The organism is Streptomyces sp. NPDC032745, from assembly GCF_055579465.1.
In genome coordinates this window covers 161,593-185,964 of sequence record NZ_JBVING010000015.1, presented here as the reverse complement: position 1 = coordinate 185,964, position 24,372 = coordinate 161,593, and the positions used below count along the sequence as shown (strand labels likewise).

Sequence of the window (24,372 nt, the reverse complement as noted above, 5' to 3'; positions counted from 1 at the left end):
TTCCCCGCGCACACCGGTTTTTACGAGGGGAGCCAGGCCGGCCACCACGGCGGCACGTTGTCGGGCCCGCACAGCCCCGAATCCCCGGGGTAGCCGTCCAGCGTGCCCTTGACCGCGAAGTACCAGACCACCACCGCGGCCAAGGCGGCCAGGACCGGCACGGCCCGCACCGGCAGGGGCAGGCGACGGGTGAGCAGTGCGAGGACCAGGGCGAGGACTGCGCAGCCCGGCACCAGGAACAGCATCTCGAAGTTCAGCTCGAACTTCCCGCCCGCCTCCCAGCCCGCGTCGCAGTACGCGCGGGCGCCGGCAGCGAGCCGGGAGGCCGTGAACCCCGCCGCGGCGCCGACGAGCGCCGCCCCGGCCAGCTGGAGGCGCGCGGCCCGCCGCCCGGGCGGTGTCACGGGCGCCTGGTACCAGGTCTGGGGCTGGGGCTGGGGCTGCGGCGGGTACGAAGGCCGCCGCGGGGTCGGGAGCGGTGGCGGCGGAGGAAGATCACGATGTGTCACAACACTTCGTGACGCGGCCGCCGTTGCCTACGGTTCCAGGAACCCCGCCCCGATGTCCCGCAGCCGGGCGTGCAGTTCGGCGAAGACCGCCGCCGCCCGGTCGCCGGGCCAGTCCGCCGGCAGCAGCTCGCGCGGCAGGCCCGGATCGGCGTACGGGAGGCGGCGCCAGGTGTCCAGGGCCAGGAGGTAGCCGCGGTAGGCCTCCTCCGGGGTGGGCGCCGGGCCCGACTGGAGGGCGCGCAGCACCGGCTCGTGCAGGTCGAGGAACTCCTCGTGCTGCTTGGCCAGCGAGGTCAGGTCCCACCACCGGGCCACCGCCTCGGCGGTCGGGGCGAAGCCGAGGTGGCCGCCGCGGAACAGCTCCACGTACGCCGTCAGGTGCAACCGGTCCAGGGTGTGCCCGGTCTCCTCGTACAGGTGGGCCGGGGCGATCCACACCCCCGGCGCCACCGCGCCGAAGCCGAGCCGGGCGAGCCGCGAGCGCAGCAGGTGCCGCTTGTGCCGCTCCTGCTCCGGTACGGAGAACACCGCCAGCAGCCATTCCCCCGGCGGGTGCGCGTCGCGGTCCCCGTAGATCCGCCGGTCGCCGTCGTCGAGCAGCTGGCGCGCCTCCGCCGAGAGCCCGTACCCCGCCGAACCGTCCGCGGCGCGCGCGGGCAGCAGGAAGCCGCGCCGCTTCAGCCGGGACACCGACGAGCGGACCGACGGGGCGTCCACGCCGGCCGCGCCCAGCAGGCGGACCAGCGCCGACACCGGGACCGGACCCTCGAAGGCCCGCCCGTAGGCTCCGTAGAACGTGACGATCAGGGATCGCGGGGTGTGCTGCTCGACCACGGGTTCACTGTAGGGGGCGTCTCGCCGGTCAGCCCGGGCTCGCGGAGCTCGACCCCTGCGTCGCGCAGCCGGAACCGCTGCAGTTTCCCGGTCGCCGTCCGGGGGAGGGCCGGGAGGAAGACGAAGGCGCGCGGGCACTTGTGCGGGGCCAGTTCCGCCCGCATGAACGCGCGCAGGGCCTCCTCCGTCAGCGCCGAGCCCGCCCGCAGGACGGTGTACGCCACCACGATCTGCCCGCGTCGCTCGTCCGGGCGGCCCACCACCGCGGCCTCCACCACGTCCGGGTGGCGCATCAGGGCTTCCTCCACCTCCGGACCGGCGATGTTGTAGCCCGCCGAGACGATCATGTCGTCGGCGCGGGCGACGTAGCGGAAGTAGCCTTCCGGATCGCGGACGTAGGTGTCCCCGGTCAGGTTCCAGCCGTCCCGTACGTACTCCTCCTGCCGCGGATCCGCCAGGTACCGGCAGCCCACCGGGCCGCGTACGGCCAGCAGCCCCGGCTCGTTGTCCGCGACCGGGCGGCCGGAGGCGTCCACCACCCGCGCCTGCCAGCCCGGCACCACGCGGCCGGTCGTACCCGGACGGATGTCCTCGTCGGCCGCGGAGATGAAGATGTGCAGCAGCTCGGTGGCGCCGATGCCGTTGATGATCCGCAGTCCGGTGCGCTCGTACCAGGCCTGCCAGGTGGCCGCAGGGAGGTTCTCGCCCGCCGAGACGCAGCGGCGCAGCGCGGACAGGTCGTACGCGCCCACGTCGTACGGGCCCAGGTCGTCCAGCATCGCCCGGTACGCGGTGGGCGCGGTGAACAGCACCGTGACCCGGTGTGCGGCGAGGGCGGGCAGCAGCCGGCGCGGGACCGCCTGGTCGAGCAGCAGCGCGGAGGCGCCGGCGCGCAGCGGGAAGACGACCAGGCCGCCGAGGCCGAAGGTGAAGCCGAGCGGCGGACTGCCCGCGAAGACGTCGTCGGGGCGGGGGCGCAGGACGTTGCGGGAGAAGGTGTCGGCGACGGAGAGCAGATCGCGGTGGAAGTGCATGCAGCCCTTGGGGCGGCCGGTGGTCCCGGAGGTGAAGGCGATCAGGGCCACGTCGTCGGCGGAGGTCTCGACGGCGCGGAAGGGCCCCTCGTGCCGGCCGGCCAGCCGCAGCAGGTCGTCCGGGGCCTCGCCGCCGTACGGGGTGATCCGCAGGCCGGGAACCTCGGCCCTGGCCAGGTCGTCCAGCACGCCCGCATGGCACAGCGCGTGCTGCACCCGGGCCATCGCGCAGACCGTGCCCAGCTCCTGCGCCCGCTGCTGGGCGAGGACCGTCACCGCCACCGCCCCCGCCTTCATCACCGCCAGCCAGCAGGCGGCGAGCCACGGGCCGGTGGGGCCGCGCAGCAGCACCCGGTTGCCGGGGACCACGCCGAGGTCCGCCGTGAGCACGTGCGCGAGGCGGTCCACGCGCTCGCGCAGCTCCCCGTACGACCACACCTCGCCCGTGCCGCTGCGGAAGGCCGGGCGGTCGGGCCCGAACCGGGCGACGGTGGTGTCGAGCAGCTCGGCGCCGCAGTTGAGCCGGTCCGGGTAGGCCAGTTCGGGGAGTTCGAACAGCAGTCGCGGCCAGGCGTGGGGCGGCGGCAGGTGGTCGCGCGCGAAGGTGTCGGCGTGGGCGGAAGGCTTGAGCTCCAAGGCGGGTTCGCCCCCTTGCAACGGCAGCGGCCCCCGGGTGGGCGACCGAAGTGGCGGAGCAGGCCGTGCACGTGCGCTACGAGCGTATCGTGATGGTGACGGCAGTCAACAGGACGCGATAGAAGCGGGGATATTCGGATGACCGGATTCGCGCTCGGGGCGGAACAAGAGGAGTGGTGCGGGCACTTGCGCGCGCTGGCGGCGGACCGGCTGCGGCCGCTCGCCGACAAGGGGGAGCCGGGACGGGTCAACCGCCCGCTGCTCGCGGCACTCGGTGAGCTGGGCCTGCTGGAGCGGGTGTTCACCTCGGGGGCGCTGGAGCTGTGCCTGCTCCGCGAATCCCTCGCGTACGGGTGCACGGAGGCGGAGACGGCCCTCGCCCTCCAAGGTCTGGGGGCGCATCCGGTGCTCAGCTCGGGGACACCGGAGCAACGGGCGCGGTGGCTGCCGCAGGTGCGGGCCGGGCGCGCAGTGGCGGCCTTCGCGCTGAGCGAGCCGGGGGCGGGCTCGGACGCGGCGGCGCTGGCGTTGCAGGCCGTACCGGACGCCGGGAGCGCGGCGGACGGGGGCGGGCGCGGTGGCGTCGGCGGTGGCGTCGGCGGGGGCGGCTGGCGGCTCAGCGGTGAGAAGTGCTGGATCTCCAACGCCCCCGAGGCGGACTTCTACACGGTGTTCGCCCGGACCGGCGAGGGTCCGGCCGCCAAGGGGGTCACCGCCTTCCTGGTCCCGGCCGACCGCCCCGGCCTGTCGGGGGAGCCCCTGGACATGCTCTCCCCGCATCCGATCGGCCGGCTGTCCTTCGACGGGGTCCCGGTCGGCCCGCAGGACCTGCTGGGCGAGCCCGGCCGGGGCTTCCGGGTGGCGATGGACACGCTGAACCTGTTCCGGCCCAGCGTGGGCGCCTTCGCCGTCGGCATGGCCCGGGCCGCCCTGGACGCGACCCTGGCCTACACGGCGGCGCGGCCCGCGTTCGGCGGGGTACTGGGCGACCTCCAGGCGGTGGGCCACCGGGTGGCCGAGATGGCCACCCGCACCGAGGCCGCCCGGCTCCTGGTCTACGCGGCGGCGGGTGCGTACGACGCCGGCTCGCCGGACGTCCCGCGCCGCTCGGCGATGGCGAAACTGCTCGCGACGGAGACGGCCCAGTACGTGGTGGACCACGCGGTCCAGCTGCACGGCGCCGTCGCCCTCCAGCGCGGCCACCTGCTGGAGCACCTGTACCGGGAGGTCCGGGCCCCGCGCATCTACGAGGGCGCGAGCGAGGTCCAGCGCACGATCATCGCGAAGGAGCTGTACCGGTGAGTCTCGAGCGGATCAACCCGGCGGAGCTCTCCCCGCCGACGGGCTTCTCCCACGCCGTGGCCGCGAGCGGCTCCCGGCTGGTCTTCCTGGCGGGCCAGACCGCCCTCGACGCCTCGGGCAAAGTGGTCGGGGACACCCTGCCCGAGCAGTTCGAACGCGCTCTGGCCAACCTCCTGGCGGCCCTCGCCGCATCCGGCGGCACCCCGGCCGACCTGGCCCGCGTGACGGTCTACACGGTCGACGTGGATGCATACCGCACCCAGGCGCCCGAACTCGGCCGTGTCTGGCGCCGGCTGGCCGGCCGCGACTACCCGGCCATGGCGGTCATCGGGGTCGTCCGCCTCTGGGATGAGCCCGCCCTGGTCGAACTGGACGGTATCGCCGTACTCGGTACGGCCGCATTCGAGTTGCCGGATCGCTGACCAGGTGGTTTTGACAGCGGGCCAGCGAGGGGTGAGGGTGGAAATGACCTTTTTGTAAGAAATGTCTCAATGCTCGGAGGTGCATGGTCATGCGCCGTGTGATCACCGCGACGGTCGTGGCAGGTGCCGCGGGCCTCGCGCTCGGCCTGATGCCTGTCGGCGGGGCGTTCGCCGCGGGTCTTCCTCAGACCCAGCAGAACAACACGGGATGGTGCTCCGACGACTGGCGCGGGGACAACCGGCGTGACTGCTGCGACTCCTCCCGCTGGCACAACTGGAACGACCGCCCCAGCTGGTGCTGGGACAACGACTCCTGGAACGACGGCCGGCACAACAATGCCAACTGGAACAACAACTGGAACGACGGCCGCTCCAACCACGACCGCAACAACGACAACTGGAGCGGTGGCCACGACAACGGCTGGTCCGGTGACCGCGGCCACGACGGCGGCGGATACGGCGGCGACGGTGGAGGCGGCGGCCACGACGGCGGCGGCCGTGGCGGCGACGGCGGTGGCGGGGGCGGCGGCCACGACGGCGGTGGGGGCGGCGGAGGCGACGGCGGGGGCGGCGGAGGCAACGGCGGCCACGGTGGTGGCGGGGGCGGCGGGGGCGGCGGAGGTGGCGGTGGCCACTAGCCACTCGGCCGCCGGCCCGCAGGCTTCACCGGTCACTGACCGTCCGGCTTCACCGGGCCTCCAGTAGGGACCCCATCCACTCCTCGATCCCCGCCACCGTGCGGGGCAGGGCGCCCGACATCAGTCGGGCGCCCTTCGCGGTGATGACCAGGTCGTCCTCGATGCGCACCCCGATGCCGCGCAGCTCCGGGGGCAGGGTCTCGTCGTCCGGCTGCAGGTACAGGCCCGGCTCGACCGTCAGCACCTGGCCCTCCTCCAGGACCCCGTCCAGGTAGGTCTCCGCGCGCGCCTTCGCGCAGTCGTGGACGTCCAGTCCCAGCATGTGACCGCTGCTGCACAGCGTGTACCGCCGGTGCAGGTCGCCCCGCGCGTCCTTCAGGACGCCCCACTCCGCCAGGCCCTCCGCGATCACCCGCATCCCGGCCCGGTGGAAGTCCCGGAAGCTCGCGCCCGGGCGCAGCGCCGCCATGCCCGCGTCCTGCGCCGCCAGCACCAGTTCGTACACCTGCCGCTGGACGGGGGAGAAGCGCCCCGACAGCGGGAGGGTGCGCGTGATGTCCGCCGTGTAGAGGCTGTCGGTCTCCACGCCCGCGTCCAGCAGCAGCAGATCGCCGCGGTCGAGCCGGCCGTCGTTGCGGATCCAGTGCAGGACGCACGCGTGCGCGCCCGAAGCCGCGATCGTGTCGTACCCGGTGCCGTTGCCCTCCGCCCGGGCGCGCAGGCCGAAGACCCCCTCGATCCACCGCTCGCCGCGCGGGTGCGCCAGGGCGCGCGGCAGCGCCCGTACGACGTCCTCGAAACCGGCGGCGGTGTGGTCGACGGCGAGCTGGAGCTGCCCCACCTCCCAGGCGTCCTTCACCAGGCGCAACTCGGAAAGGGCGGAGGCGAGTTCGGTGTCGGCCGCGGCGTTGCGGCCCGCCGGGGAGCCGAGGTCGTCCAGGTGGGCGCAGCGCAGGCCGGTCAGCCGCTGCGCCTCCGCCAGGTCGGGGCGGCGGCCGACCCAGAACTCCCCGTACCGGCGGTCCCGGTAGAACTCCTCGTTGCCGTCCACGCGCGGGGAGCGGGGGCGCAGGTACAGCACGGCCTCGTGGCCGTGCGGGCCCGAGGGCTCCAGCACCAGGACGTGGCCCACCTGGTCCTCGCCCGTCAGCCCGGTCAGCCAGGCGTACGCGCTGTGCGGGCGGAAGCGGTGGTCGCAGTCGTTGGAGCGGACCTTGAGCTCGCCGGCCGGGACGATCAGCCGCTCGCCCGGGAAGCGCGCCGAGAGCCGGGCGCGCCGGGCCGGGGTGACCTCGTACGCCGAGACCCGCGCGGCGTCGGGAAGGGGGGACGCGGCCCAGTCGGCGGCCATGAAACGGGACAACTCCGGTGATACCGGCAGGTCATGGCTGCCGATGTTGAGGCGGGCGGAGGTGTCGGTCACGGGGGCTCCCTCAAGAAGATGCGAACTGGTGGGCGCACAGGTCTTGTCAGTGCAATTTCACATTACTATGTTACAGCTCACACCGCGGCACGTTAATCCCCGTCAAACGCCGTGTGACGCAGGGCAGTTCACGCACCACTTCCCCCACCTCCCCTCCCAACCAGGAGTCTTTGGTGTCTCAGCACAGAGCTGTGCGTACGTCTCTCCTCTCCGCCGCCGTCGCGGTGACGCTGCTCGCCTCCGCGGGTCAGGCCGTGTCCCAGACCGCCGGGCGGCCCGCGCCCGCCGCCCCCGCCGCCGTGCCCGGCACCTTCACTTCGGGTGCGCCCGCCCCGAACCCCTTCGACGAGGTCGACCACCTCGCCTCGCCCAAGGAGGCCGCGCCCGCCACGGCCCAGGCCCCCGGTGGGCTGGCAGCCGACGGCCGCGTCCCCGGGGCCGCCCAGGCCGCCGCCGCTCCCGCCGAGCGCACCGAGCGCACCGAGAAGAGCCGCAAGCTCGCCGCCGCCGCCCAGGCCGCGACCTCCGCGCAGAGCGTCGCCGCGGGCGTCCCCTGCACCCTCGACGGGATCACGGGCCTGTCCCCCGAGCAGTTCGCCGACTTCCTGGCCGACCCGGCCGTCACCGCCGACGGCTGTCTGCGCGGGCTGATCTGGACCTGGGACGCCCGGCTGGTGCCCGTCATGACCGACGCGCACGTCCAGGCCGTCTCCCGCCGGATATCCGGCCTGGCCGCCGCCCACGACGGCCGGGGCTCCTCGCACCTGGAGGAGATGTTCACGTACCTGCACGCCGCCATGTACCACGACTTCTCGCGCTCCGAGATCGACCTCACCGACGCCGCGACCGTCGGCGCCATGAGCAAGGCCGTCACCGACTTCGGCAATGCGGCCCGCACCTTCGACGCCACCGCCTCCAACGCCCGCACCCTGCGCGAGGCCCTCTATGCGACCGGCCCCGGCATGCGCCAGAGCCAGCTCGGCCTCGTCAAGAAGGTCCTGGCCACCCTGGACGCGTCGCACACCGCGACCAACACCGACGCGGCCTGGGGCGGTGCGGCGCTCGCCGCCCTCACCGTCAACTACCTCGGCGTGTACCCGGGCAACCAGGACAGCGCCTTCCAGGCCGCGGCCAAGGCCGACTCCTCCTACCGGGCCGCCTTCAAGGCCTTCGCCGGATACACCCACCTCAAGGGCACCGCCAACGACTGGGCGGCCCGCGACGCGCTCGGCGAGTACGGCCGCTTCGGCCAGATCGACGGCCTCCAGGACCAGATCGCCGCCGACCTCGGCGCCCTCCTGGAGCCGGTCAAGTCCGGGTGGGGCAACGGCAGCGAGCAGTGGGCCAAGATCGTCTCCTGGCTGAACACCTACAACGCGTGCAAGCAGTACGGGGTGTGCAAGGAGGACATCGAGAAGATGCTCTTCCCGAACACCTACACCTACGACAGCGGCGCCATCAAGGTCCGCACGGCCCTCGACCGGGCCACCGTCGACCAGCTCTACTACGCGAGCAAGCAGGTCAAGACGCAGTTCCACCGGGTGCTCGGGACCGACCAGCCGCTGGCCGGCGACCCCAACACCACGCTGAACATCGTGCTGTACGCCTCCCGCGCCGACTACGTGACCTACCAGACGATGCTGTACGGCTACGGGACCAGCAACGGCGGCATGTACATCGAGAACGGCGCCACCTTCTACACGTACCAGCGGCGCGTCCCGCAGGACTCCTCCCTGACCCTCGAAGAGCTCTTCCGCCACGAGTACACGCACTACCTCAACGGCCGGTTCGCCGTCCCCGGGTTCTTCGGCGAGGGCCCCTGGTACGAGGGCGACCGCACCACCGCCATGGACGAGGGCACCGCCGAGTTCTTCGACGGCGCCACCCGCGACAACGGCATCGCCGTCCGCAAGTCCCTGGTCAAGGGCATCATCAGCGACACCGCCGGCGGCGGCCCGCGGATGTCGGTCGAGCAGCTGCTGAACGCCACGTACGACGGCGACGGATTCCGCTTCTACAACTACGCGGGCACGTTCTTCGAGTTCCTGTGGACCGAGAAGCCCTCGCTGCTGCGCGAGATGTACACCCACCTGCGGGCCAACGACGTCGCCGGGTACGACGCGTGGCGCCACCGGATGGGTGCCGACACGTACCTCCAGCGCGACTACGACCGCTTCCTGGACGCGCAGATCGCCAAGGTCGACCAGCTCTACGTGCCGAACACCGTCTTCACGCCCAACGACCGGCTGCGGGACTCCGCGCTGGCGAACGTGAAGTCGGCCTTCGCGACGGCCACGTACAACACCCCGGACTGCGTGGAGAACGGGGACCCGGGCAAGCGCCGGTTCACCTGCACCGGCCGGATCACCGCGAACCTGAAGAACTGGCGCAGCGACGACCAGAACTTCAAGGACATGTCGGAGACGGTGGACTACTTCATCCTCGACCGGGCGGGCGCGGCCTCGAACAACCTGGCCGACATGAACTGCTCCTTCGGCCCCGTGGAGATCTGGACCGACCACAAGGCGGGGACGTCGAGTTACAGCTGCGAGGGCCCGCTGCGCAGCTGATCCCGCGACCGTGCCGGTCCCTTCCGCAACGGGGGGAGGGACCGGCACGGCCGACCTAGGCACCGACTAAAGAATGTGACATATTACTGCCGTGCCCAAGAGACATCCCCTGGACGTCGTGATCATCGGCGCCGGCGTCGTCGGAGCCGCGATCGCGTACTACGCGGCCCGCTCCGGACTCTCCGTGGCCGTCGTCGACCGCGGCCCCGTCGCGGGCGGCACGACGGGAGCCGGTGAAGGCAACCTGCTCGTCTCCGACAAGGAGGCGGGCCCGGAGCTCGACCTGGCCCTCCTGTCGGCCGGCCTGTGGCGCGAACTCGCCGCGGTCCTCCCGCAGGAGATCGAGTACGAGGCCAAGGGCGGGCTCGTCGTCGCCCCGGACGAGGCTTCGCTGGGGGCGCTGCGAGATTTCGCCGAAGGCCAGCGTGCCGCCGGGGTCGAAGCCATCGAGGCGGGGGCCCGCGACCTCCGCGAGCTGGAGCCCCATCTGGCCCCGGGGCAGGCCGGCGGGTTCCTGTACCCGCAGGACGCCCAGGTCCAGCCGGCCCAGGCGGCGGCCAGACTGCTGGCCGCCTCGGGGGCTTCGGTGTACCTGGGGGAGGAGGTGACCGGGATCCTGACGGGGGCCGGAGGTGTCCGCGGTGTCCGCACGCGCGGTGGTGAACTCCTCGCCCCGGCGGTGGTGAACGCGGCCGGGACCTGGGGCGGCCGCATCGCGGAACTGGCGGGCGTGTCCCTGCCGGTGCTCCCGCGCCGCGGGTTCGTCCTGGTGACGGAGCCGCTGCCGAGGGTGGTCCGGCACAAGGTCTACGCCGCCGACTACATCGCGGACGTCGCGAGCGGCTCGGCGGACCTGCAGTCCTCGGCGGTGGTGGAGGGCACGCCCTCGGGCCCGGTGCTGATCGGGGCCACCCGGGAGCGGGTCGGCTTCGACCGGTCCCTGTCGGTGGAGGCCCTGCGCCGCCTCGCGGCTCAGGCGGCGGCACTGTTCCCCGTCCTGGCGGACGTCCGGATCCTCCGCACCTACCACGGCTTCCGCCCGTACCTCCCGGACCACCTCCCGGCGATCGGACCGGACCCCCGGGTCCCGGGTCTGCTGCACGCCTGCGGCCACGAGGGCGCGGGCATCGGCCTGGCCCCGGCCACGGGCGTCCTGATCGCCGCGACCCTGACGGGGGCCGAGCCCCCGCTCCCCCTGTCGCCGTTCCACCCCGCCCGCTTCGACCGGGACCCGGCCCGATGACCGGCCCGGCCGCCGAATCCGGGCTGTGCGAGATTCAGCCCCGCCGGCGTTCGAGGCGTGGGGGTCCCCCCGGACGTCGTCCGGGGGAGGGCCCGGGGCGGATCACCGGGAAACGGAGAAAGGGCGGGGCGGGAGAAGGCCCGCGCAGCGGAACCCGGTACCGGCCCGCCACCCGCACCACGCCCAAGGAGAACCGCCGATGAGCCAGACCCCGCGCACCCTTGTCGGCGGAGCCCCCTCGGCCACGTACGTCCTGCGCTTCGACGGGCGGGAGCTCAGCGCCCAGGCGGGGCAGAGCATCGCCGCCGTGCTGTGGGGCGCCGGGATCCTCGCCTGGCGGACCACCCGCGAACGCGGTGCCCCGCGCGGGGCGTTCTGCGGGATCGGCAGCTGCTACGACTGCCTCGTCACCGTCAACGGCCGCCCGAACCAGCGCGCCTGCCTCGTCCCCGCCCGCCCCGGGGACACCGTCACCACCCAGGAGGGAACCGGCCATGCCGAGCTCGGCGTCTGACCCCGCGGCGTCCGGCCCCGCCGCGACGGGCCCCGCGCCCGACCTCGCCGTCGTCGGTGCGGGCCCCGCCGGGCTCGCCGCCGCCGTCACCGCCGCCGGGCTCGGGCTGCGGGTCGTCCTCCTCGATGCGGGGGAGCGGCCCGGCGGGCAGTACTACCGCCACCCCGCGCCGGGGCTCGGGGCCGACCGTCCCGAAGCCCTGCACCACGGGTGGGCCGCCTTCGCCTCCCGCGAAGCCGCCCTCCGTGCCCACGAGGAGGCCGGCCGGATCACGTACCTGCCCGGTCACCACGTCTGGGCCGTCGTGCCGGACGGCCCCGCCTGGACACTGCACGCCGTCGCCGGCCCCGACGAGGCGGCCGCCACCCTGCACGCCCGGGCCGTACTCCTCGCCACCGGGTCCTACGAGCGGCAACTGCCCTTCCCCGGCTGGACCCTGCCCGGTGTGGTCGGGGCCGGCGGGGCGCAGGCCATGCTCAAGAGCGGGCTCGTACTGCCGGGCAAGCGGGTCGTCGTCGCCGGGAGCGGGCCGCTGCTGCTCGCCGTCGCAGGGTCGCTCGCCGCCGCCGGGGCCCGGGTGCCGGCCGTCGTCGAAGCCGCCGCGTACAGCGGCTACGCCGGCCGCGTCCCCGCCCTGCTGCGCAACCCCGGCAAGCTCGCCGAGGCCGCCACGTACGGCGGCGCCCTGCTCCGTCGCCACATCCGGCTGCTGACCCGGCACGCCGTGACCGCGGCACACGGCACCGGCCGCGTCGAGGCCGTCACCGTGGCCCGCCTGGACCGGGACTGGCGGCCCGTGCCCGGCACCGCCCGCCGGATCCCCTGCGACGCCCTCGCCGTCGGCCACGGGCTCGTCCCCCAACTGGAGCTGGCGACCGGCCTCGGCTGCGCCACCCGCCGCAGTGCCGACGACACCGCCGCCCTGGCGCTGGACGCCGAGCAGCGGACCTCCGTCCCCGGCATCTGGTCCGCCGGTGAGACCGGCGGCATCGGTGGTGCCCAACTGGCCCTGCTCGAGGGGGAGATCGCCGCCCACGCCATCGCCGGCCGGCCCGTCCCCGCCGCCCTGGCCCGCCGCCGCGCCCGCCTCCGCGCCTTCGCCGAGGCCATGGGCGCCGCCCACCGCCCGGGCGCCGGCTGGACCGACTGGCTCCGCGACGACACCGACGTGTGCCGCTGCGAGGAGGTCCCGGCCGGCCGGATCCGCGAGGCCGTCGCCGGCCTCGGCGCACGGGACGCCCGTACGGTCAAACTCCTCACCCGGGCCGGAATGGGCTGGTGCCAGGGCCGGATGTGCGGACCGGCCGTCGCCGCCCTGGCCGGGCAGGACCCCGCACCCGACCGGCGGCCCCTGTCCTGCCCGGTCCCGCTGCGCCATCTCGCCGAACTGCCCCCGGCGGACAGTTGATCCACCGGGTCAGAGCCCTTGTGGCCACCTCACACCCACTAGTAAAATGTCACACATCACCCTAGGGAGCTCTCACATGACCGACGCGCACACCCCCGCGCCCACCACCGGTACGGACACCCGCACCCGCCCCTGGCACGGCATCATGGTCGCCACCGCGCTGCCCCTGCGCGAGGACCTGAGCGTCGACTACGACGCCTACGCCGAGCACGTCGCCTGGCTGATCGCCAACGGCTGCGACGGCGTGGTCCCCAACGGCTCGCTCGGGGAGTACCAGACCCTCACCGACGAGGAGCGCTCCCGCGTCGTCCGTACCGCCGTCGAGGCGGCCGGCGGTGACGGCGGCCGTGTCATGCCCGGCGTCGCCGCCTACGGCAGCGCCGAGGCCCGCCGCTGGGCCGACCAGGCCGCCGAGGCCGGGGCGGGCTCCGTGCTCCTGCTGCCCCCCAACGCCTTCCGGGCCGACGAGGCGACCGTGCGCGCCCACTACGCCGAGGTCGCCCGCGCCGGGCTGCCCGTCGTCGCGTACAACAACCCCATCGACACCAAGGTGGACCTGACCCCCGCCCTCCTCGCCCGCCTGCACGGCGACGGCAGCATCGTCGCCGTCAAGGAGTTCAGCGGGGACGTCCGCCGCGCCTACGAGATCGCCGAACTCGCCCCCGGCCTCGACCTGCTCATCGGCGCCGACGACGTCCTCCTCGAACTCGCCCTCGCCGGCGCGGTCGGCTGGATCGCCGGCTACCCCAACGCCCTGCCGCGTTCCTGCGCCGAGCTCTACCGGGCCGCCGTCGCCGGGGACGTCGCCACCGCGCTGCCGCTGTACAAGTCCCTGCACTCCCTGCTGCGCTGGGACTCCAAGACCGAGTTCGTCCAGGCCATCAAGCTCTCCATGGACCTCGCCGGACGCCCCGGCGGCGCCACCCGCCCGCCCCGCTTCCCCCTGACCGGGGAGACCGAGGCGGCCGTCCGCGCCGCCACCGAGAAGGCCCTCGCCGAGGGCCTCAACTAGTCACGGGGGAACCGGAATGCGTACGCGCCACATCTACCACGCGGTGGACTCGCACACCGAGGGCATGCCGACCCGGGTGATCACCGGCGGCGTCGGGGTGATCCCCGGCGCCACCATGGCCGAGAAGCGGCTCCACTTCATCGAGCACACGGACCACGTCCGGACCCTGCTCATGTACGAGCCGCGCGGCCACTCCGCGATGAGCGGCGCCGTCCTCCAGCCCCCCACCCGGCCCGACGCCGACTTCGGCGTGCTGTACATCGAGGTGTCGGGCCTGCTCCCCATGTGCGGGCACGGGACCATCGGGGTCGCCACCGTCCTGGTGGAGACGGGCATGGTGGAGGTCGTCGAGCCGGTCACCACCGTCCGGCTGGACACCCCGGCCGGGCTGGTCAGCGTCGACGTCCGCGTCGAGGACGGGGCGGCCACCGCCGTCACCCTCACCAACGTCCCCTCCTTCTGTGTCGGGCTCGACCTGAAGGCCGAGGTCCCCGGCCACGGCACGGTCACCTACGACCTCGCCTACGGCGGGAACTTCTACGCCTTCGTCGACCTCGACTCCCTCGGGCTCCCCTTCGACCGTGACCGCAAGGACGAGCTGCTCGCCGCCGGACTTGCCGTCATGGACGCGATCAACGCCTCCGGCGACCGGCCCGTCCACCCCGAGAACCCCTCCATCGCCGGGGTGAAGCACGTCTACCTCGCCGCCCCCGGCTCCGACGCCCGCCGCTCCCGGCACGCCATGGCCATCCACCCGGGCTGGTTCGACCGCTCGCCCTGCGGTACGGGGACCAGCGCGCGCATGGCCCAGCTGCACGCCCGCGGTCTCCTCGAGCTCGGCGCGGACTTCGTCAACGAGTCCTTCATCGGGACGGAGTTCACCGGCCGGCTGATCGGGGAGACCACGGTGGGCGGGCTCCCCGCCGTCGTCCCCACCGTCACCGGGCGGGCGTGGATCACCGGCACCGCCCAGTACTTCCTCGACCCCTCCGACCCCTTCCCCGCAGGGTTCCTGCTGTGAGCGGCGCGAACGCCGCCGTACGCACCGTGGACTACCACACCGCCGGGGAGCCCTTCAGGATCGTCGACGTCGCCGCGGCCGGCCTGCCGCCCGTGCCCGGGGACACCGTCGCCGAGCGCTGCGCCACCGCGATCGGTCCCGGAGGCTCCGGGACGGCCCCGCGCCGGAGCCCGCTGGACGACGTAAGGAGGCTCCTCGTGCAGGAGCCGCGCGGACACGCCGGGATGTACGGCGGGTTCGTCGTGCCCCCGGACGACGACGGGGCCCACTTCGGTGTGCTGTTCTGGCACAAGGACGGCTACTCCACCGCCTGCGGCCACGGCACGATGGCCCTCGGCGCCTGGGCCGTGGACACCGGCCGGGTCGCCGCCCCGGACGACGGGGACGTACAGGTGCGGATCGACGTGCCGTCGGGCCGGGTCGCCGCGACCGTCCACCGCAGCGGCGGCCGCACCACCGGGGTCACCTTCCGCAACGTCCCGGCCCGGGTCGGCGCCCGCAAGGTGCCGGTGGCGACCACCCTGGGCATGGCGGAGGTGGACCTCGCGCACGCCGGCGCCTGCTACGCGTCCGTCGCCGCCCGGGACCTCGGCCTGGCGGTCTCCAGGGCCGCGCTGCCCGAACTCGTCCGGGCCGGGCAGGAGATCCGGGCCGCGCTGGCCGCCCACCCGGGTACCTGGCACCCCGATGGGCCGCTGCTGTCCGGGGTCTACGGGGTGATCCTCCACGAGGAGCTGACCGACACGCCCTTCGGGCCGCACCAGCGCAATGTCACCGTGTTCGCCGACGGGCAGATCGACCGCTCGCCCTGCGGCTCGGGAACCTCGGCGCGCCTCGCGCTGCTTGCCGAGGACGGGCGGCTCGGGGCGGGCGAGGACCTGCTCCACGAGTCGGTGGTCGGCACGGTGTTCACCGGCCGGGCGCTGCCCGGGGGCTCCCGCGACGGCCTCGTCACGGAGGTCACCGGCACGGCGTACCGCACCGGCGAGCACACCTTCGTACTGGATCCGCAGGACGCCCTCGGCCCCGGATTCCTGCTGTGATCCCGCAGTTCGAGGCCGCGGAGACGGCGGCACTGCTCAGCCCGGCCGCAGCCGCCGACGCGCTGGCCGACGTACTGAGGGCCGGGCTGGACCCGGAGTCCTGCCCGCAGCGCTCGGCCATCCCCGTGCCGGGCGGCGGCGAGCTGCTGCTGATGCCGGCCGCGGCGGGGGCGTACGCCGGGGTCAAGATCGCCGGGGTGGCGCCCGGCAATCCGGCTCTCGGCCTGCCCCGCATCACGGGCTCGTACCTGCTGCTGGACGGGCCGACCCTGCGCCCGCTGGCCCTGTTCGACGGCGCGGCGCTGACCGCCCTGCGCACCCCGGCGGTCTCGGCGCTCGCCCTGCGCCACCTCGCGCCGGCCGGGCGGGCCCTGCGGTTGGTGCTCTTCGGCGCCGGCCCACAGGCGTACGGTCATCTCGAAGCGGTGCGGACCGTACGGGAGTTGGCGCAGGCCGTGGTCGTCGCCCGCAATCCCGTCGCCGCGGAGGAACTGGCGGAGCACGCCCGCACCCTCGGGGTCCCGGCCCGTACGGGCACCCCGGCGGACGTGGCCGGCGCGGACCTGGTGCTGTGCTGCACCACGGCCCGCGAGCCCCTTTTCGACGGGCGGCTGGTGGCCCCGGGCGCGACGGTCGTGGCCGTCGGCTCGCACGAGCCGGACGCCCGGGAGACCGACACCGCCCTCGTGCGGCGGGCCGCGGTGTACGTGGAGTCGAGGGCGGCGGCGCTGCGCGAGGCCGGGGACCTGCTGGTGCCGGAGGCGGAGGGGGCCGTCGGGCCCGGTCATATCAGCGGCACCCTGGCCGACCTGGTGACGGGCCGGATGCCGGTGGCCGGACCCCCGAGTTGTCCACAGCTCTTCAAGAGCGTGGGCATGGCCTGGGAAGATCTCGCTGTGGCGGTGGCGATGTATCGCGCCGCGGGAGACACCACCGCTCGGAGAATAAGCGCAACGTGACATTGTACGCTGTTCCTCTGCACTCGGTGGTGCAAAGGGGTTCGGAGGAACAGTAATGGGTGACCTGAAGCAGCACAGTCTCATCAAGGCCCAGGAACGGCTCCGCGACCAGGTCGGCCACGCCCTTCGAGCCGCCCTGATAGCGGGTGAACTGCGCCCCGGCAGCGTCTACTCGGCACCCGGCCTGGCCGCCGAACTCGGGGTTTCCGCAACGCCCGTCCGCGAGGCGATGCTCGACCTGGCCCGCGAGGGCCTGGTGGAACCCGTCCGCAACAAGGGCTTCCGGATCACCGAGGTCAGCGAGCGCGACCTGGACCAGTACACCGAACTGCGCACGATGATCGAGGTGCCGACCATCGGCCGGATCACGAAGATCGCCACGGCGGAGCAGCTGGAGGCCCTGCGGCCCGTCGCGGAGGAGATCGTCACCAGCGCCCGCGAGCACAACCTCATCGGCTACCTGGAGGCGGACCGCCGCTTCCACCTCTCGCTGCTCGCCCTGGCGGGCAACGACCGCCTGGTGGAGACGGTCGGCGACCTGCGCAAGCGGTCGAGGCTGTACGGACTGACGGGCCTGGACGAGGCCGGGAAGCTGGTCTCGTCCGCCGAGGAGCACATCGAGCTGCTGGACCTGATGATCGCCGGGGACGCGGAAGCGGCGGAGGCCTGCATGGTCCGCCACCTCGGCCACGTCCGCTCCCTCTGGGCCCAGGGCCGCGACGAGCCGGTCGGCCGCACGCCGGGAGGCCTCGGCTCGGGCGTCTAGGCCGTCTGACGGGGAGAGTGCGCCGGGCGGGTGGACCTCCTGAGGCTGCCGGGTGACGGCTGCGAACGGAGGTTGGTTCCGCCCGGAATCCGTCTACCAACACAGAGTCCTGTGCACCGAGTGATGGGTTGTGCCGACTGTGTTGAAGACTGCATTCCGGATCGCCTCCGCCACCGTCCTGGTCACCGTCTCGTTGGCGTTCGGCTCACCCGCCAGCGCGGCGGATCCGTATCCGGGCACCCCGCAGCAGATCCGTGATACCGGCCCCTGCGGCCCGACCGGCGGCTACAGCGCGTCGGAGTGGATGCAGACGACGAAGGACCCCGGGATCCGGCCGGAGGTGGACCTCGCCGCGGTGCGCGAGGCCTGGTACTGGCGGCACGACGTGAACACGCTGTGGCGGGGCGACACGCGGCCCCCCCAAACGATCTTCACCAGCGGCTTCGCCGGGCGGGGCTCGGACCTCACCCCGCTGTCGCAGTGGATCATCGGAGGGAGCGGGCAGCTGAACGCCGCGCACGTGAGCACCACTTGTGAGCGGTGGGTGGCGCAGGAATTCGCCACGGGGGGCGGGAACGACGGCTGGGTCTACGCGATCCAGGCTCCCGGCGGGATCGACATCAACGCCACCGCGCGGCAGACGGGCCTCCAGTCGCAGTTCCTGTGGAACAAGGAGATCGACTTTCCCGGCGGCGTCGAAGCCAGGTTCATCGAAGGAGCCTGCCAGTACCACCTCGCCGGCTTCGACCCGCAGACGAACGACAGGATCTACACGAACCTCGGCTGTGTGACGAACAGCAACTTCCGTCCGGTCCTGAGCAAGCACAAGGAAAAGCAAACGGCCGGTTCGTCGCATTGAGCTGATCCCCGGTGGGAGCCGGTGCCGCTCCGGCCGTTCGTCGTGACGCGCAGCGCCAGGTGGTGACGGGATGACGACCCTCGACCGCCTGGCGCTGCGCGCCGTCGGGCAGTCGCCGCGCTCGGGCTGCCCGGCAGATTCAACTCGCTTCTGAGGGGCCGGATTTGGATACGGCTGGGTAACGGCGACACCAACCTCTTGTCAGTGCAATTTCACATTACTATGTTACCGGTCACATCATAGAGCGCGGCCCTTCACTGGAGTGACCCATGACCAAGCGCACCCAACTCGCCCTCGCCACCGCCCTGGTGGCCGCACTCGCACTCGGCGCCTCGGGCTGCTCCGACCCCAAGAAGGGCTCCACCGGCGCCGGCGCGAGCAACCCCGCCGCCGCCAACGACGGCAAGGTCCTCGGCGGCACCCCGGTCAAGGGCGGGACCCTGACCGTCCTGTCCAACCAGGACTTCGCCCACCTCGACCCCGCTCGCAACTGGGTCATGCCGGCCATGGACTTCGGGACCCGGCTCCTCTACCGCACGCTCGTCACCTTCAAGGCCGAGCCCGGCAAGGCCGGCAGCGAGCTCGTCCCCGACCTCGCCACCGACCTCGGCACGCCCTCCAACGGAGGCAAGACCTGGACCTTCACCCTCAAGGAGGGCGTGAAGTACGAGGACGGAACGCCGATCAAGGCCCAGGACGTCAAGTACAACGTCGAGCGCTCCTTCGCCCCCGACCTCACCGGCGGCCCCGACTACGCCGCCCAGTACCTGGCCGGCACGGAGGGCTACAAGGGCCCGCTCCAGGGGCAGCACCTCGACTCCGTCAAGACCCCCGACGACCGCACCATCGTCTTCGAACTCAAGCGCCCCGTCGCCGAGTTCTCGGCCACCGCCACCCTCCCCACCTTCGCCCCGGTCCCGCAGTCCCAGGAGAAGGGCACCCAGTACGACGCCCGCCCGTTCTCCTCCGGCCCGTACAAGATCGAGTCGTACGACCGAGACAAGAAGCTCGTCCTCGTCCGCAACGAGCACTGGGACCCGAAGACCGACACGGTCAGAAAGGCCTACCCCGACAAGTTCGTCGTGGTCATGGGCCTCAAGGGTGGCCAGATCGACGACCGCATCATCGCCGGCGAGGGCGCCGACGCCTCCACCGTCCAGTACATGGACATGCGCCCCGAGAGCGCCCCCAAGGTGCTGCCGAAGCAGGACATCAAGGCGCGCCTGCTCGCCGAGTCCCAGGGCTGCACCGAGATGCTCTCCCTGAACAACTCCCGGGCGCCGTTCAACGATCCCAAGGTCCGCGAGGCCATGCAGTACGCCGTCGACAAGGAGGCGGTGGTCACCGCGGGCGGCGGCCCGGCCCTCAACGAGGTCGCCACCGCCTACCTGCCCCCGGCTCTTTCCGGCGGCAAGCAGGCCGACACCCTCAAGATCGCCCCGGCGGGCGACCCCGCCAAGGCCAAGGAGCTCCTCAAGGCCGCCGGCAAGGAGACCCTGAAGGTCTCCCTCGCCGTCTCCACCGGCGACAAGAACAAGGCCGAGGCCATCCAGCAGGGCCTGTCCCGCGTCGGCATCGAGGTCGTCATCGACACCATCGACCCCGGCGCGTACTACGACGTCATCGGCGACCTCTCCACCACCCCCGACATGACGCTCTCCGGCTGGTGCCCCGACTACCCCTCCGGCTCCACCTGGATCCCCTTCGTCTTCGACGGACGCACCATCAAGGAGAAGGGCAACCAGGGCAACAACAGCCAGTTCCGCGACGAGGCCACCATCAAGCGGATCGACGAGATCAACGCCATGGCCGACGCCAAGCAGGCCAACCAGGCCTGGATCGACCTCGACGCCGAGATCATGAAGAAGTCCCCGGCCGTCCCGGTCCTGCTCGAGCGCAAGCCGCTGCTCGTCGGCCCCAACATCGCGGGCGCCTACGGCCACCCCGTGTGGACCGGCACCATCGACTACGGCACGGTCGGCCTCAAGGACCCCTCGAAGAGCCAGGGCTGAGGACGACGGAACCCCCGACACCATGACCACCACCGCACCCGGTGCAGGCGGCCAGGCGGCCCCTGCCCCGGCCCCGGGCGGGGCACCGGCCCCCGGCGCCGCCAAGGACGGTCCCGCGGCGGCAGCCACCGGCAGCAGCCCCTGGCAGCTCGCCCGGCGGGAGCTCCGCCGCCGCCCCGCCGTCCGCGTCAGCCTCTGCGTCGTCCTCCTCTTCGTCCTGATGGCCGTCACCGCCCCCTGGCTGGGCGCGCTCGGCGGCTGGTCCCCCGAGGAGTTCGACAAGTCCGCCATCGACCCCTACCTCGGCGGCCAGCCCCTCGGCTCCCTCGGCGGGATCAGCCCCGAGCACTGGCTCGGCGTCGAACCCGTCACCGGCCGCGACCTGTTCGCCCGTGTCGTCCACGGCGCCCAGGTCTCCCTCCTCATCGCCTTCGCCGCCACCGCCATCGTCGTGGTCGCCGGCACCGCCGCCGGGATCGCGGCCGGCTACTTCGGCGGCCGCACCGACGCGGCCTTGTCCCGGCTGATGGACCTGACCATGTCCTTCCCCTCCCTCATCTTCATGATCGCGATGCTGTCGGTGGCCAAGGACGTCAACCGGATCGTGCTCATGACCGCCGTCATCGGCGTCTTCGGCTGGCCCGGCGTCGCCCGCGTCGTCCGCGGCCAGACCCTCTCCCTCAGACACCGCGAGTACGTCGACGCCGCCCGCGTCGGCGGTTCGAGCTCCTGGCGGATCCTGACCCGCGACATCCTCCCGGGCGTCTCCGGCCCGGTCATCGCCTACACCACCCTGCTGATCCCCGGCATGATCAGCACCGAGGCCGCGCTCAGCTACCTCGGCGTGGGCGTGCGTCCGCCCACCCCGTCCTGGGGCCAGATGATCGCCGAATCCGTCGCCTTCTACGAGACCGACCCCATGTACTTCGTCATCCCGAGCACCTTCCTCTTCCTCGCGGTACTCGCCTTCACCCTGCTCGGCGACGCCCTGCGCGACATCCTCGACCCGAGGGGCGGCCGCACGTGATCCTCTACCTCGGACGCCGGCTGCTCGCCCTCGCGGGCGTCCTGCTCGCCATCGCCGCCGTCACCTTCCTCATCTTCTACGTCCTGCCCTCCGACCCGGCCGCGGCCGCCTGCGGCAAGACCTGCAGCGCCGAAAGGCTGGCCGACGTACGGGAGTACCTCGGCCTGGACCAGCCGGTGTGGCGGCAGTTCGCCGATTTCCTCACCGGCATCTTCACCGGCCGCACCCTCGGCACCGGCCAGTACGCCGTCCAGTGCGACTTCCCCTGCCTGGGCTACTCGTACGAGAACTCCCTGCCCGTGTGGGACCTGCTGATGGACCGCCTCCCGGTCTCCGCCTCCCTCGCCGTGGGCGCCGCCGTGCTGTGGCTCGTCCTCGGCCTGGGCGCCGGGGTCACCGCGGCCCTGCGCAAGGACACCGCCACCGACAAGGCACTGATGGTCGGCGCGGTCGCCGCTGCCTCGCTGCCGGTCTACTTCACCTCCGTGATGCTCATCTACGGGGTCATCCGCGTCGCCGGGCTCCTGCCCTACCCCACCTACCAGGCCTTCACCGACGACCCGGGCGCCTGGGCGGCCAACCTGCTGCTGCCCTGGACCGCGCTCGCCCTGCTCTACGCGGCCATGTACGCCCGCCAGAGCCGGGGCTCCATGATCGAGGCCATGGCCGAGCCGTACATCCGTACCGCCCGCGCCAAGGGCATGCCCGAGCGCACGGTCGTCGTCAAGCACGGGCTGCGCTCCGGGATGACCCCGATCCTCACGATCTTCGGCATGGACCTGGGCGGGCTGCTCGCCGGAGCCGTCATCACCGAGTCCATCTTCGGACTCCCGGGCATCGGGAGGCTGTTCTACGGGGCCCTGGTCAGCTCGGACCAGCCGGTGGTCCTCGGGGTCACGCTGCTCGCCGCCTTCTTCATCGTCGTCGCCAACCTCGTCGTCGACCTCCTGTACGCCGTCATCGACCCGAGGGTGAGGTACTGATGGCCGCACCAGCCGCCGCCCCCCTGCTGGAAGTGCGCGACCTGCGCGTCACCTTCACCACCCCGCGCGGCTCCGTACGGGCCGTCGACGCGCTCGGCTTCACCGTGGAGGCCGGGCGGACCCTCGGCATCGTCGGTGAATCCGGGTCCGGCAAATCGGTCACCTCGCTCGCCGTCATGGGCCTGCACCGGGGCGCCGAGGTCGGCGGCTCCATCGCACTGGCCGGACAGGAGCTGACCGGCATGTCCGAGAAGGAGCTGTCCCGGCTGCGCGGCCGGAAGATGGCCATGATCTTCCAGGACCCGCTGTCCAGCCTGCACCCCTACTACACCGTCGGCGAGCAGATCGCCGAGCACTTCCGGGTGCACTTCAAGTCCGGCCGGGCCGCCGCGCGCCGGCGCGCCGTCGACATGCTCGGCGAGGTCGGCATCCCGGAACCGGCCCGCCGGGCGGGGGAGTACCCGCACCAGTTCTCCGGCGGCATGCGCCAGCGCGCGATGATCGCCATGGCGCTGGCCTGCGAACCCGATCTGCTGATCGCCGACGAGCCCACCACCGCCCTCGACGTGACCGTGCAGGCGCAGATCCTGGAGCTCATCGCCCGGCTCCAGCAGGAGCGCGGCCTCGGCGTCGTGATGATCACCCACGACCTGGGGGTGGTCGCCCGCGTCGCGCACGAGGTGCTGGTCATGTACGGCGGCCGGGCCGCCGAACAGGCCGGCGTCGACGAGCTGTTCGCCGACCCGGCGCACCCGTACACCCGTGGACTGCTCGACTCGCTGCCCCGGCTGGACGACGCCGACGACGAGCCCCTGCGGGCCATCCCCGGCTCCCCGCCCTCCCTGCTCGCGCCCGCCCCGGGCTGCGCGTTCGCCCCGCGCTGCCACCTCGCCGCCGCGGGCACCCCGGAGCAGCAGCGCCGCTGTGCCACCGAGCGTCCCGAGCCACGGCCCTACGGGATCGCCGGGCGCACTGCCGCATGCCATTTCACGGGAGCCGACGCCGTGCCGGGCACGGCGTCCACCCCGGCTGCCCTGACCGCCCCGACCGCCCCGGAGGCGTCCCGATGACCGTAGAGGCCCGCCCCCCTGACACCACCGCACGGCCGGACCGGGCCGGGACGGATCCGGCGCCGCCCGATCCGCTGCTGTCCGTACGCGATCTCACCATGGCCTTCCCCGGCAGGCGCGCCGCGTCCGGGCGCCGGGGGGCGCCCGTGCGCGCCGTCGACGGGATCTCCTTCGACCTCGCGGCGGGCGAAACCCTCGGCCTGGTGGGCGAGTCGGGCTGCGGGAAGTCCACCACCGGCCGGATGCTGGTGCGGCTGCTGGAGCCCACCTCGGGCAGTATCGCCTTCGGCGGACGGGACATCACCCGGCTTCCGCAAGGAAGACTCCGTCCGCTGCGCCGCCACCTCCAGATGGTCTTCCAGGACCCGCACTCCTCCCTCAACCCCCGCCAGACGGTGGCCCGGATCATCTCCGACCCGCTGCTCGTGCAGGGCTGGTCGGCATCCGACGCGCGCCGCCGGGCGGCCGAGCTGATGGACCTGGTCGGGCTGATCCCGGAGCACATCGACCGCTACCCGCACGAGTTCTCCGGCGGCCAGGCCCAGCGCATCGGGATCGCCCGCTCACTGGCCACCAGCCCCCGGCTGATCGTCGCCGACGAACCCGTCTCCGCGCTCGACGTCTCCGTCCAGGCGCAGATCGTCAACCTGATGGAGCGCCTGCGCCGCGAACTCGGCCTGGCCTACGTGTTCATCGCGCACGACCTGTCCGTGGTGAAACGGGTCAGCGACCGGGTCGCCGTCATGTACCTCGGCCGGATCGTCGAGATCGGCGAGAAGCGCAGCTTGTACGAGAACCCCCAGCACCCGTACACCCGGGCGCTGCTGTCCGCCGTACCGCTGCCGGACCCGGCGGCCGAGCGGCGGCGGGAGCGGATCGTGCTGCTCGGCGACCCGCCGAGCCCGGCCGCGCCGCCCCCGGGCTGCACGTTCCACCCGCGCTGCCCGAAGGCGCAGGAGATCTGCCGGACGGAGCGCCCGCTGCTCCGGATCGCCGCCTCCCGCGAGGTGGCCTGCCACTTCCCCGGTGACTGACGGGGATCCAGGGGAAGAAGGAGGAGGACCCCGGGCCGACACGATCGGCCCGG

General features: G+C 73.1%; 22 protein-coding genes. 18 read left to right on the top strand and 4 right to left on the bottom strand.

The window, feature by feature from the left end; translation table 11 throughout:
* Positions 1–20: 20 nt before the first annotated feature.
* The 3 genes from ACZ5WG_RS31710 to ACZ5WG_RS31700 all read right to left on the bottom strand — a co-directional run bounded on the left by ACZ5WG_RS31710 (position 21) and on the right by ACZ5WG_RS31700 (position 3,013).
* The gene (locus ACZ5WG_RS31710) at positions 21–404 is read right to left on the bottom strand and encodes a hypothetical protein (protein WP_468727711.1); all 384 of its coding nucleotides are present in this window, start codon (positions 402–404) and stop codon (positions 21–23) included.
* 132 nt (positions 405–536) lie between these two features.
* Positions 537–1,343 (bottom strand): PaaX family transcriptional regulator, encoded by an 807-nt coding sequence (locus ACZ5WG_RS31705; RefSeq protein ID WP_053788438.1) that lies wholly within the window; start codon positions 1,341–1,343, stop codon positions 537–539.
* Positions 1,313–3,013, bottom strand: coding sequence for an AMP-binding protein (locus ACZ5WG_RS31700; protein ID WP_468727709.1), 1,701 nt, complete (start codon positions 3,011–3,013; stop codon positions 1,313–1,315). Before ACZ5WG_RS31700 ends, ACZ5WG_RS31705 begins: the two co-directional genes overlap by 31 nt.
* A 138-nt stretch (positions 3,014–3,151) precedes the next feature.
* Here ACZ5WG_RS31700 and ACZ5WG_RS31695 point away from each other — a divergent pair, with 138 nt between their 5' ends.
* The 3 genes from ACZ5WG_RS31695 (at position 3,152) to ACZ5WG_RS31685 (ending at position 5,375) form a co-directional block, all read left to right on the top strand.
* Positions 3,152–4,315 (top strand): acyl-CoA dehydrogenase family protein, encoded by a 1,164-nt coding sequence (locus ACZ5WG_RS31695; RefSeq protein ID WP_468727708.1) that lies wholly within the window; start codon positions 3,152–3,154, stop codon positions 4,313–4,315.
* Positions 4,312–4,737: a RidA family protein gene (locus tag ACZ5WG_RS31690; protein ID WP_468727707.1), complete on the top strand. Its 426-nt coding sequence runs from the start codon at positions 4,312–4,314 to the stop codon at positions 4,735–4,737. Before ACZ5WG_RS31695 ends, ACZ5WG_RS31690 begins: the two co-directional genes overlap by 4 nt.
* Before the next feature lie 89 nt (positions 4,738–4,826).
* The gene (locus ACZ5WG_RS31685) at positions 4,827–5,375 is read left to right on the top strand and encodes a hypothetical protein (protein ID WP_468727705.1); all 549 of its coding nucleotides are present in this window, start codon (positions 4,827–4,829) and stop codon (positions 5,373–5,375) included.
* 49 nt (positions 5,376–5,424) lie between these two features.
* Here the strand turns inward: ACZ5WG_RS31685 and ACZ5WG_RS31680 are convergent, their stop codons facing one another.
* On the bottom strand, positions 5,425–6,798 hold the full coding sequence (locus tag ACZ5WG_RS31680) for an aminopeptidase P family protein (protein ID WP_468727704.1): 1,374 nt from the start codon (positions 6,796–6,798) through the stop codon (positions 5,425–5,427).
* 173 nt (positions 6,799–6,971) lie between these two features.
* Here ACZ5WG_RS31680 and ACZ5WG_RS31675 point away from each other — a divergent pair, with 173 nt between their 5' ends.
* The 15 genes from ACZ5WG_RS31675 (at position 6,972) to ACZ5WG_RS31605 (ending at position 24,319) form a co-directional block, all read left to right on the top strand.
* A complete protein-coding gene (locus ACZ5WG_RS31675) occupies positions 6,972–9,368 on the top strand; it encodes a collagenase (protein ID WP_468727703.1) in 2,397 nt (798 codons plus the stop codon).
* Positions 9,369–9,459: 91 nt separating this feature from the next.
* Positions 9,460–10,611, top strand: a complete 1,152-nt coding sequence (locus tag ACZ5WG_RS31670; RefSeq protein ID WP_468727702.1) for an NAD(P)/FAD-dependent oxidoreductase — start codon at positions 9,460–9,462, stop codon at positions 10,609–10,611.
* Between the two features lie 199 nt (positions 10,612–10,810).
* The gene (locus tag ACZ5WG_RS31665) at positions 10,811–11,125 is read left to right on the top strand and encodes a (2Fe-2S)-binding protein (RefSeq protein WP_468727701.1); all 315 of its coding nucleotides are present in this window, start codon (positions 10,811–10,813) and stop codon (positions 11,123–11,125) included.
* A complete protein-coding gene (locus ACZ5WG_RS31660) occupies positions 11,106–12,533 on the top strand; it encodes an FAD/NAD(P)-dependent oxidoreductase (protein WP_468727700.1) in 1,428 nt (475 codons plus the stop codon). The genes ACZ5WG_RS31665 and ACZ5WG_RS31660 overlap by 20 nt, the downstream gene beginning before the upstream one ends.
* Before the next feature lie 76 nt (positions 12,534–12,609).
* Entirely contained in the window at positions 12,610–13,545 is a 936-nt protein-coding gene (locus ACZ5WG_RS31655; RefSeq protein WP_468727699.1) for a dihydrodipicolinate synthase family protein, read from the top strand.
* 16 nt (positions 13,546–13,561) lie between these two features.
* On the top strand, positions 13,562–14,566 hold the full coding sequence (locus tag ACZ5WG_RS31650; protein ID WP_468727698.1) for a proline racemase family protein: 1,005 nt from the start codon (positions 13,562–13,564) through the stop codon (positions 14,564–14,566).
* Positions 14,563–15,609: a proline racemase family protein gene (locus ACZ5WG_RS31645; protein ID WP_468727697.1), complete on the top strand. Its 1,047-nt coding sequence runs from the start codon at positions 14,563–14,565 to the stop codon at positions 15,607–15,609. Before ACZ5WG_RS31650 ends, ACZ5WG_RS31645 begins: the two co-directional genes overlap by 4 nt.
* Positions 15,606–16,568 carry an ornithine cyclodeaminase family protein gene (locus tag ACZ5WG_RS31640; protein WP_468727696.1) on the top strand — a complete coding sequence of 321 codons (963 nt, stop codon included), beginning with the start codon at positions 15,606–15,608 and terminating at the stop codon, positions 16,566–16,568. Before ACZ5WG_RS31645 ends, ACZ5WG_RS31640 begins: the two co-directional genes overlap by 4 nt.
* 55 nt (positions 16,569–16,623) lie before the next feature.
* Positions 16,624–17,334 (top strand): GntR family transcriptional regulator, encoded by a 711-nt coding sequence (locus ACZ5WG_RS31635; protein ID WP_468727695.1) that lies wholly within the window; start codon positions 16,624–16,626, stop codon positions 17,332–17,334.
* Positions 17,335–17,473: 139 nt separating this feature from the next.
* On the top strand, positions 17,474–18,193 hold the full coding sequence (locus ACZ5WG_RS31630) for a scabin-related ADP-ribosyltransferase (RefSeq protein ID WP_468727694.1): 720 nt from the start codon (positions 17,474–17,476) through the stop codon (positions 18,191–18,193).
* Between the two features lie 269 nt (positions 18,194–18,462).
* Positions 18,463–20,205, top strand: a complete 1,743-nt coding sequence (locus ACZ5WG_RS31625) for an ABC transporter substrate-binding protein (RefSeq protein WP_468727693.1) — start codon at positions 18,463–18,465, stop codon at positions 20,203–20,205.
* Between the two features lie 22 nt (positions 20,206–20,227).
* Positions 20,228–21,232, top strand: coding sequence for an ABC transporter permease (locus ACZ5WG_RS31620; protein WP_468727692.1), 1,005 nt, complete (start codon positions 20,228–20,230; stop codon positions 21,230–21,232).
* The gene (locus ACZ5WG_RS31615) at positions 21,229–22,215 is read left to right on the top strand and encodes an ABC transporter permease (protein WP_468727690.1); all 987 of its coding nucleotides are present in this window, start codon (positions 21,229–21,231) and stop codon (positions 22,213–22,215) included. The genes ACZ5WG_RS31620 and ACZ5WG_RS31615 overlap by 4 nt, the downstream gene beginning before the upstream one ends.
* Positions 22,215–23,285 (top strand): ABC transporter ATP-binding protein, encoded by a 1,071-nt coding sequence (locus ACZ5WG_RS31610; protein ID WP_468727689.1) that lies wholly within the window; start codon positions 22,215–22,217, stop codon positions 23,283–23,285. Before ACZ5WG_RS31615 ends, ACZ5WG_RS31610 begins: the two co-directional genes overlap by 1 nt.
* A 98-nt stretch (positions 23,286–23,383) precedes the next feature.
* The gene (locus tag ACZ5WG_RS31605; protein WP_468727785.1) at positions 23,384–24,319 is read left to right on the top strand and encodes an ABC transporter ATP-binding protein; all 936 of its coding nucleotides are present in this window, start codon (positions 23,384–23,386) and stop codon (positions 24,317–24,319) included.
* Positions 24,320–24,372 lie beyond the last annotated feature (53 nt).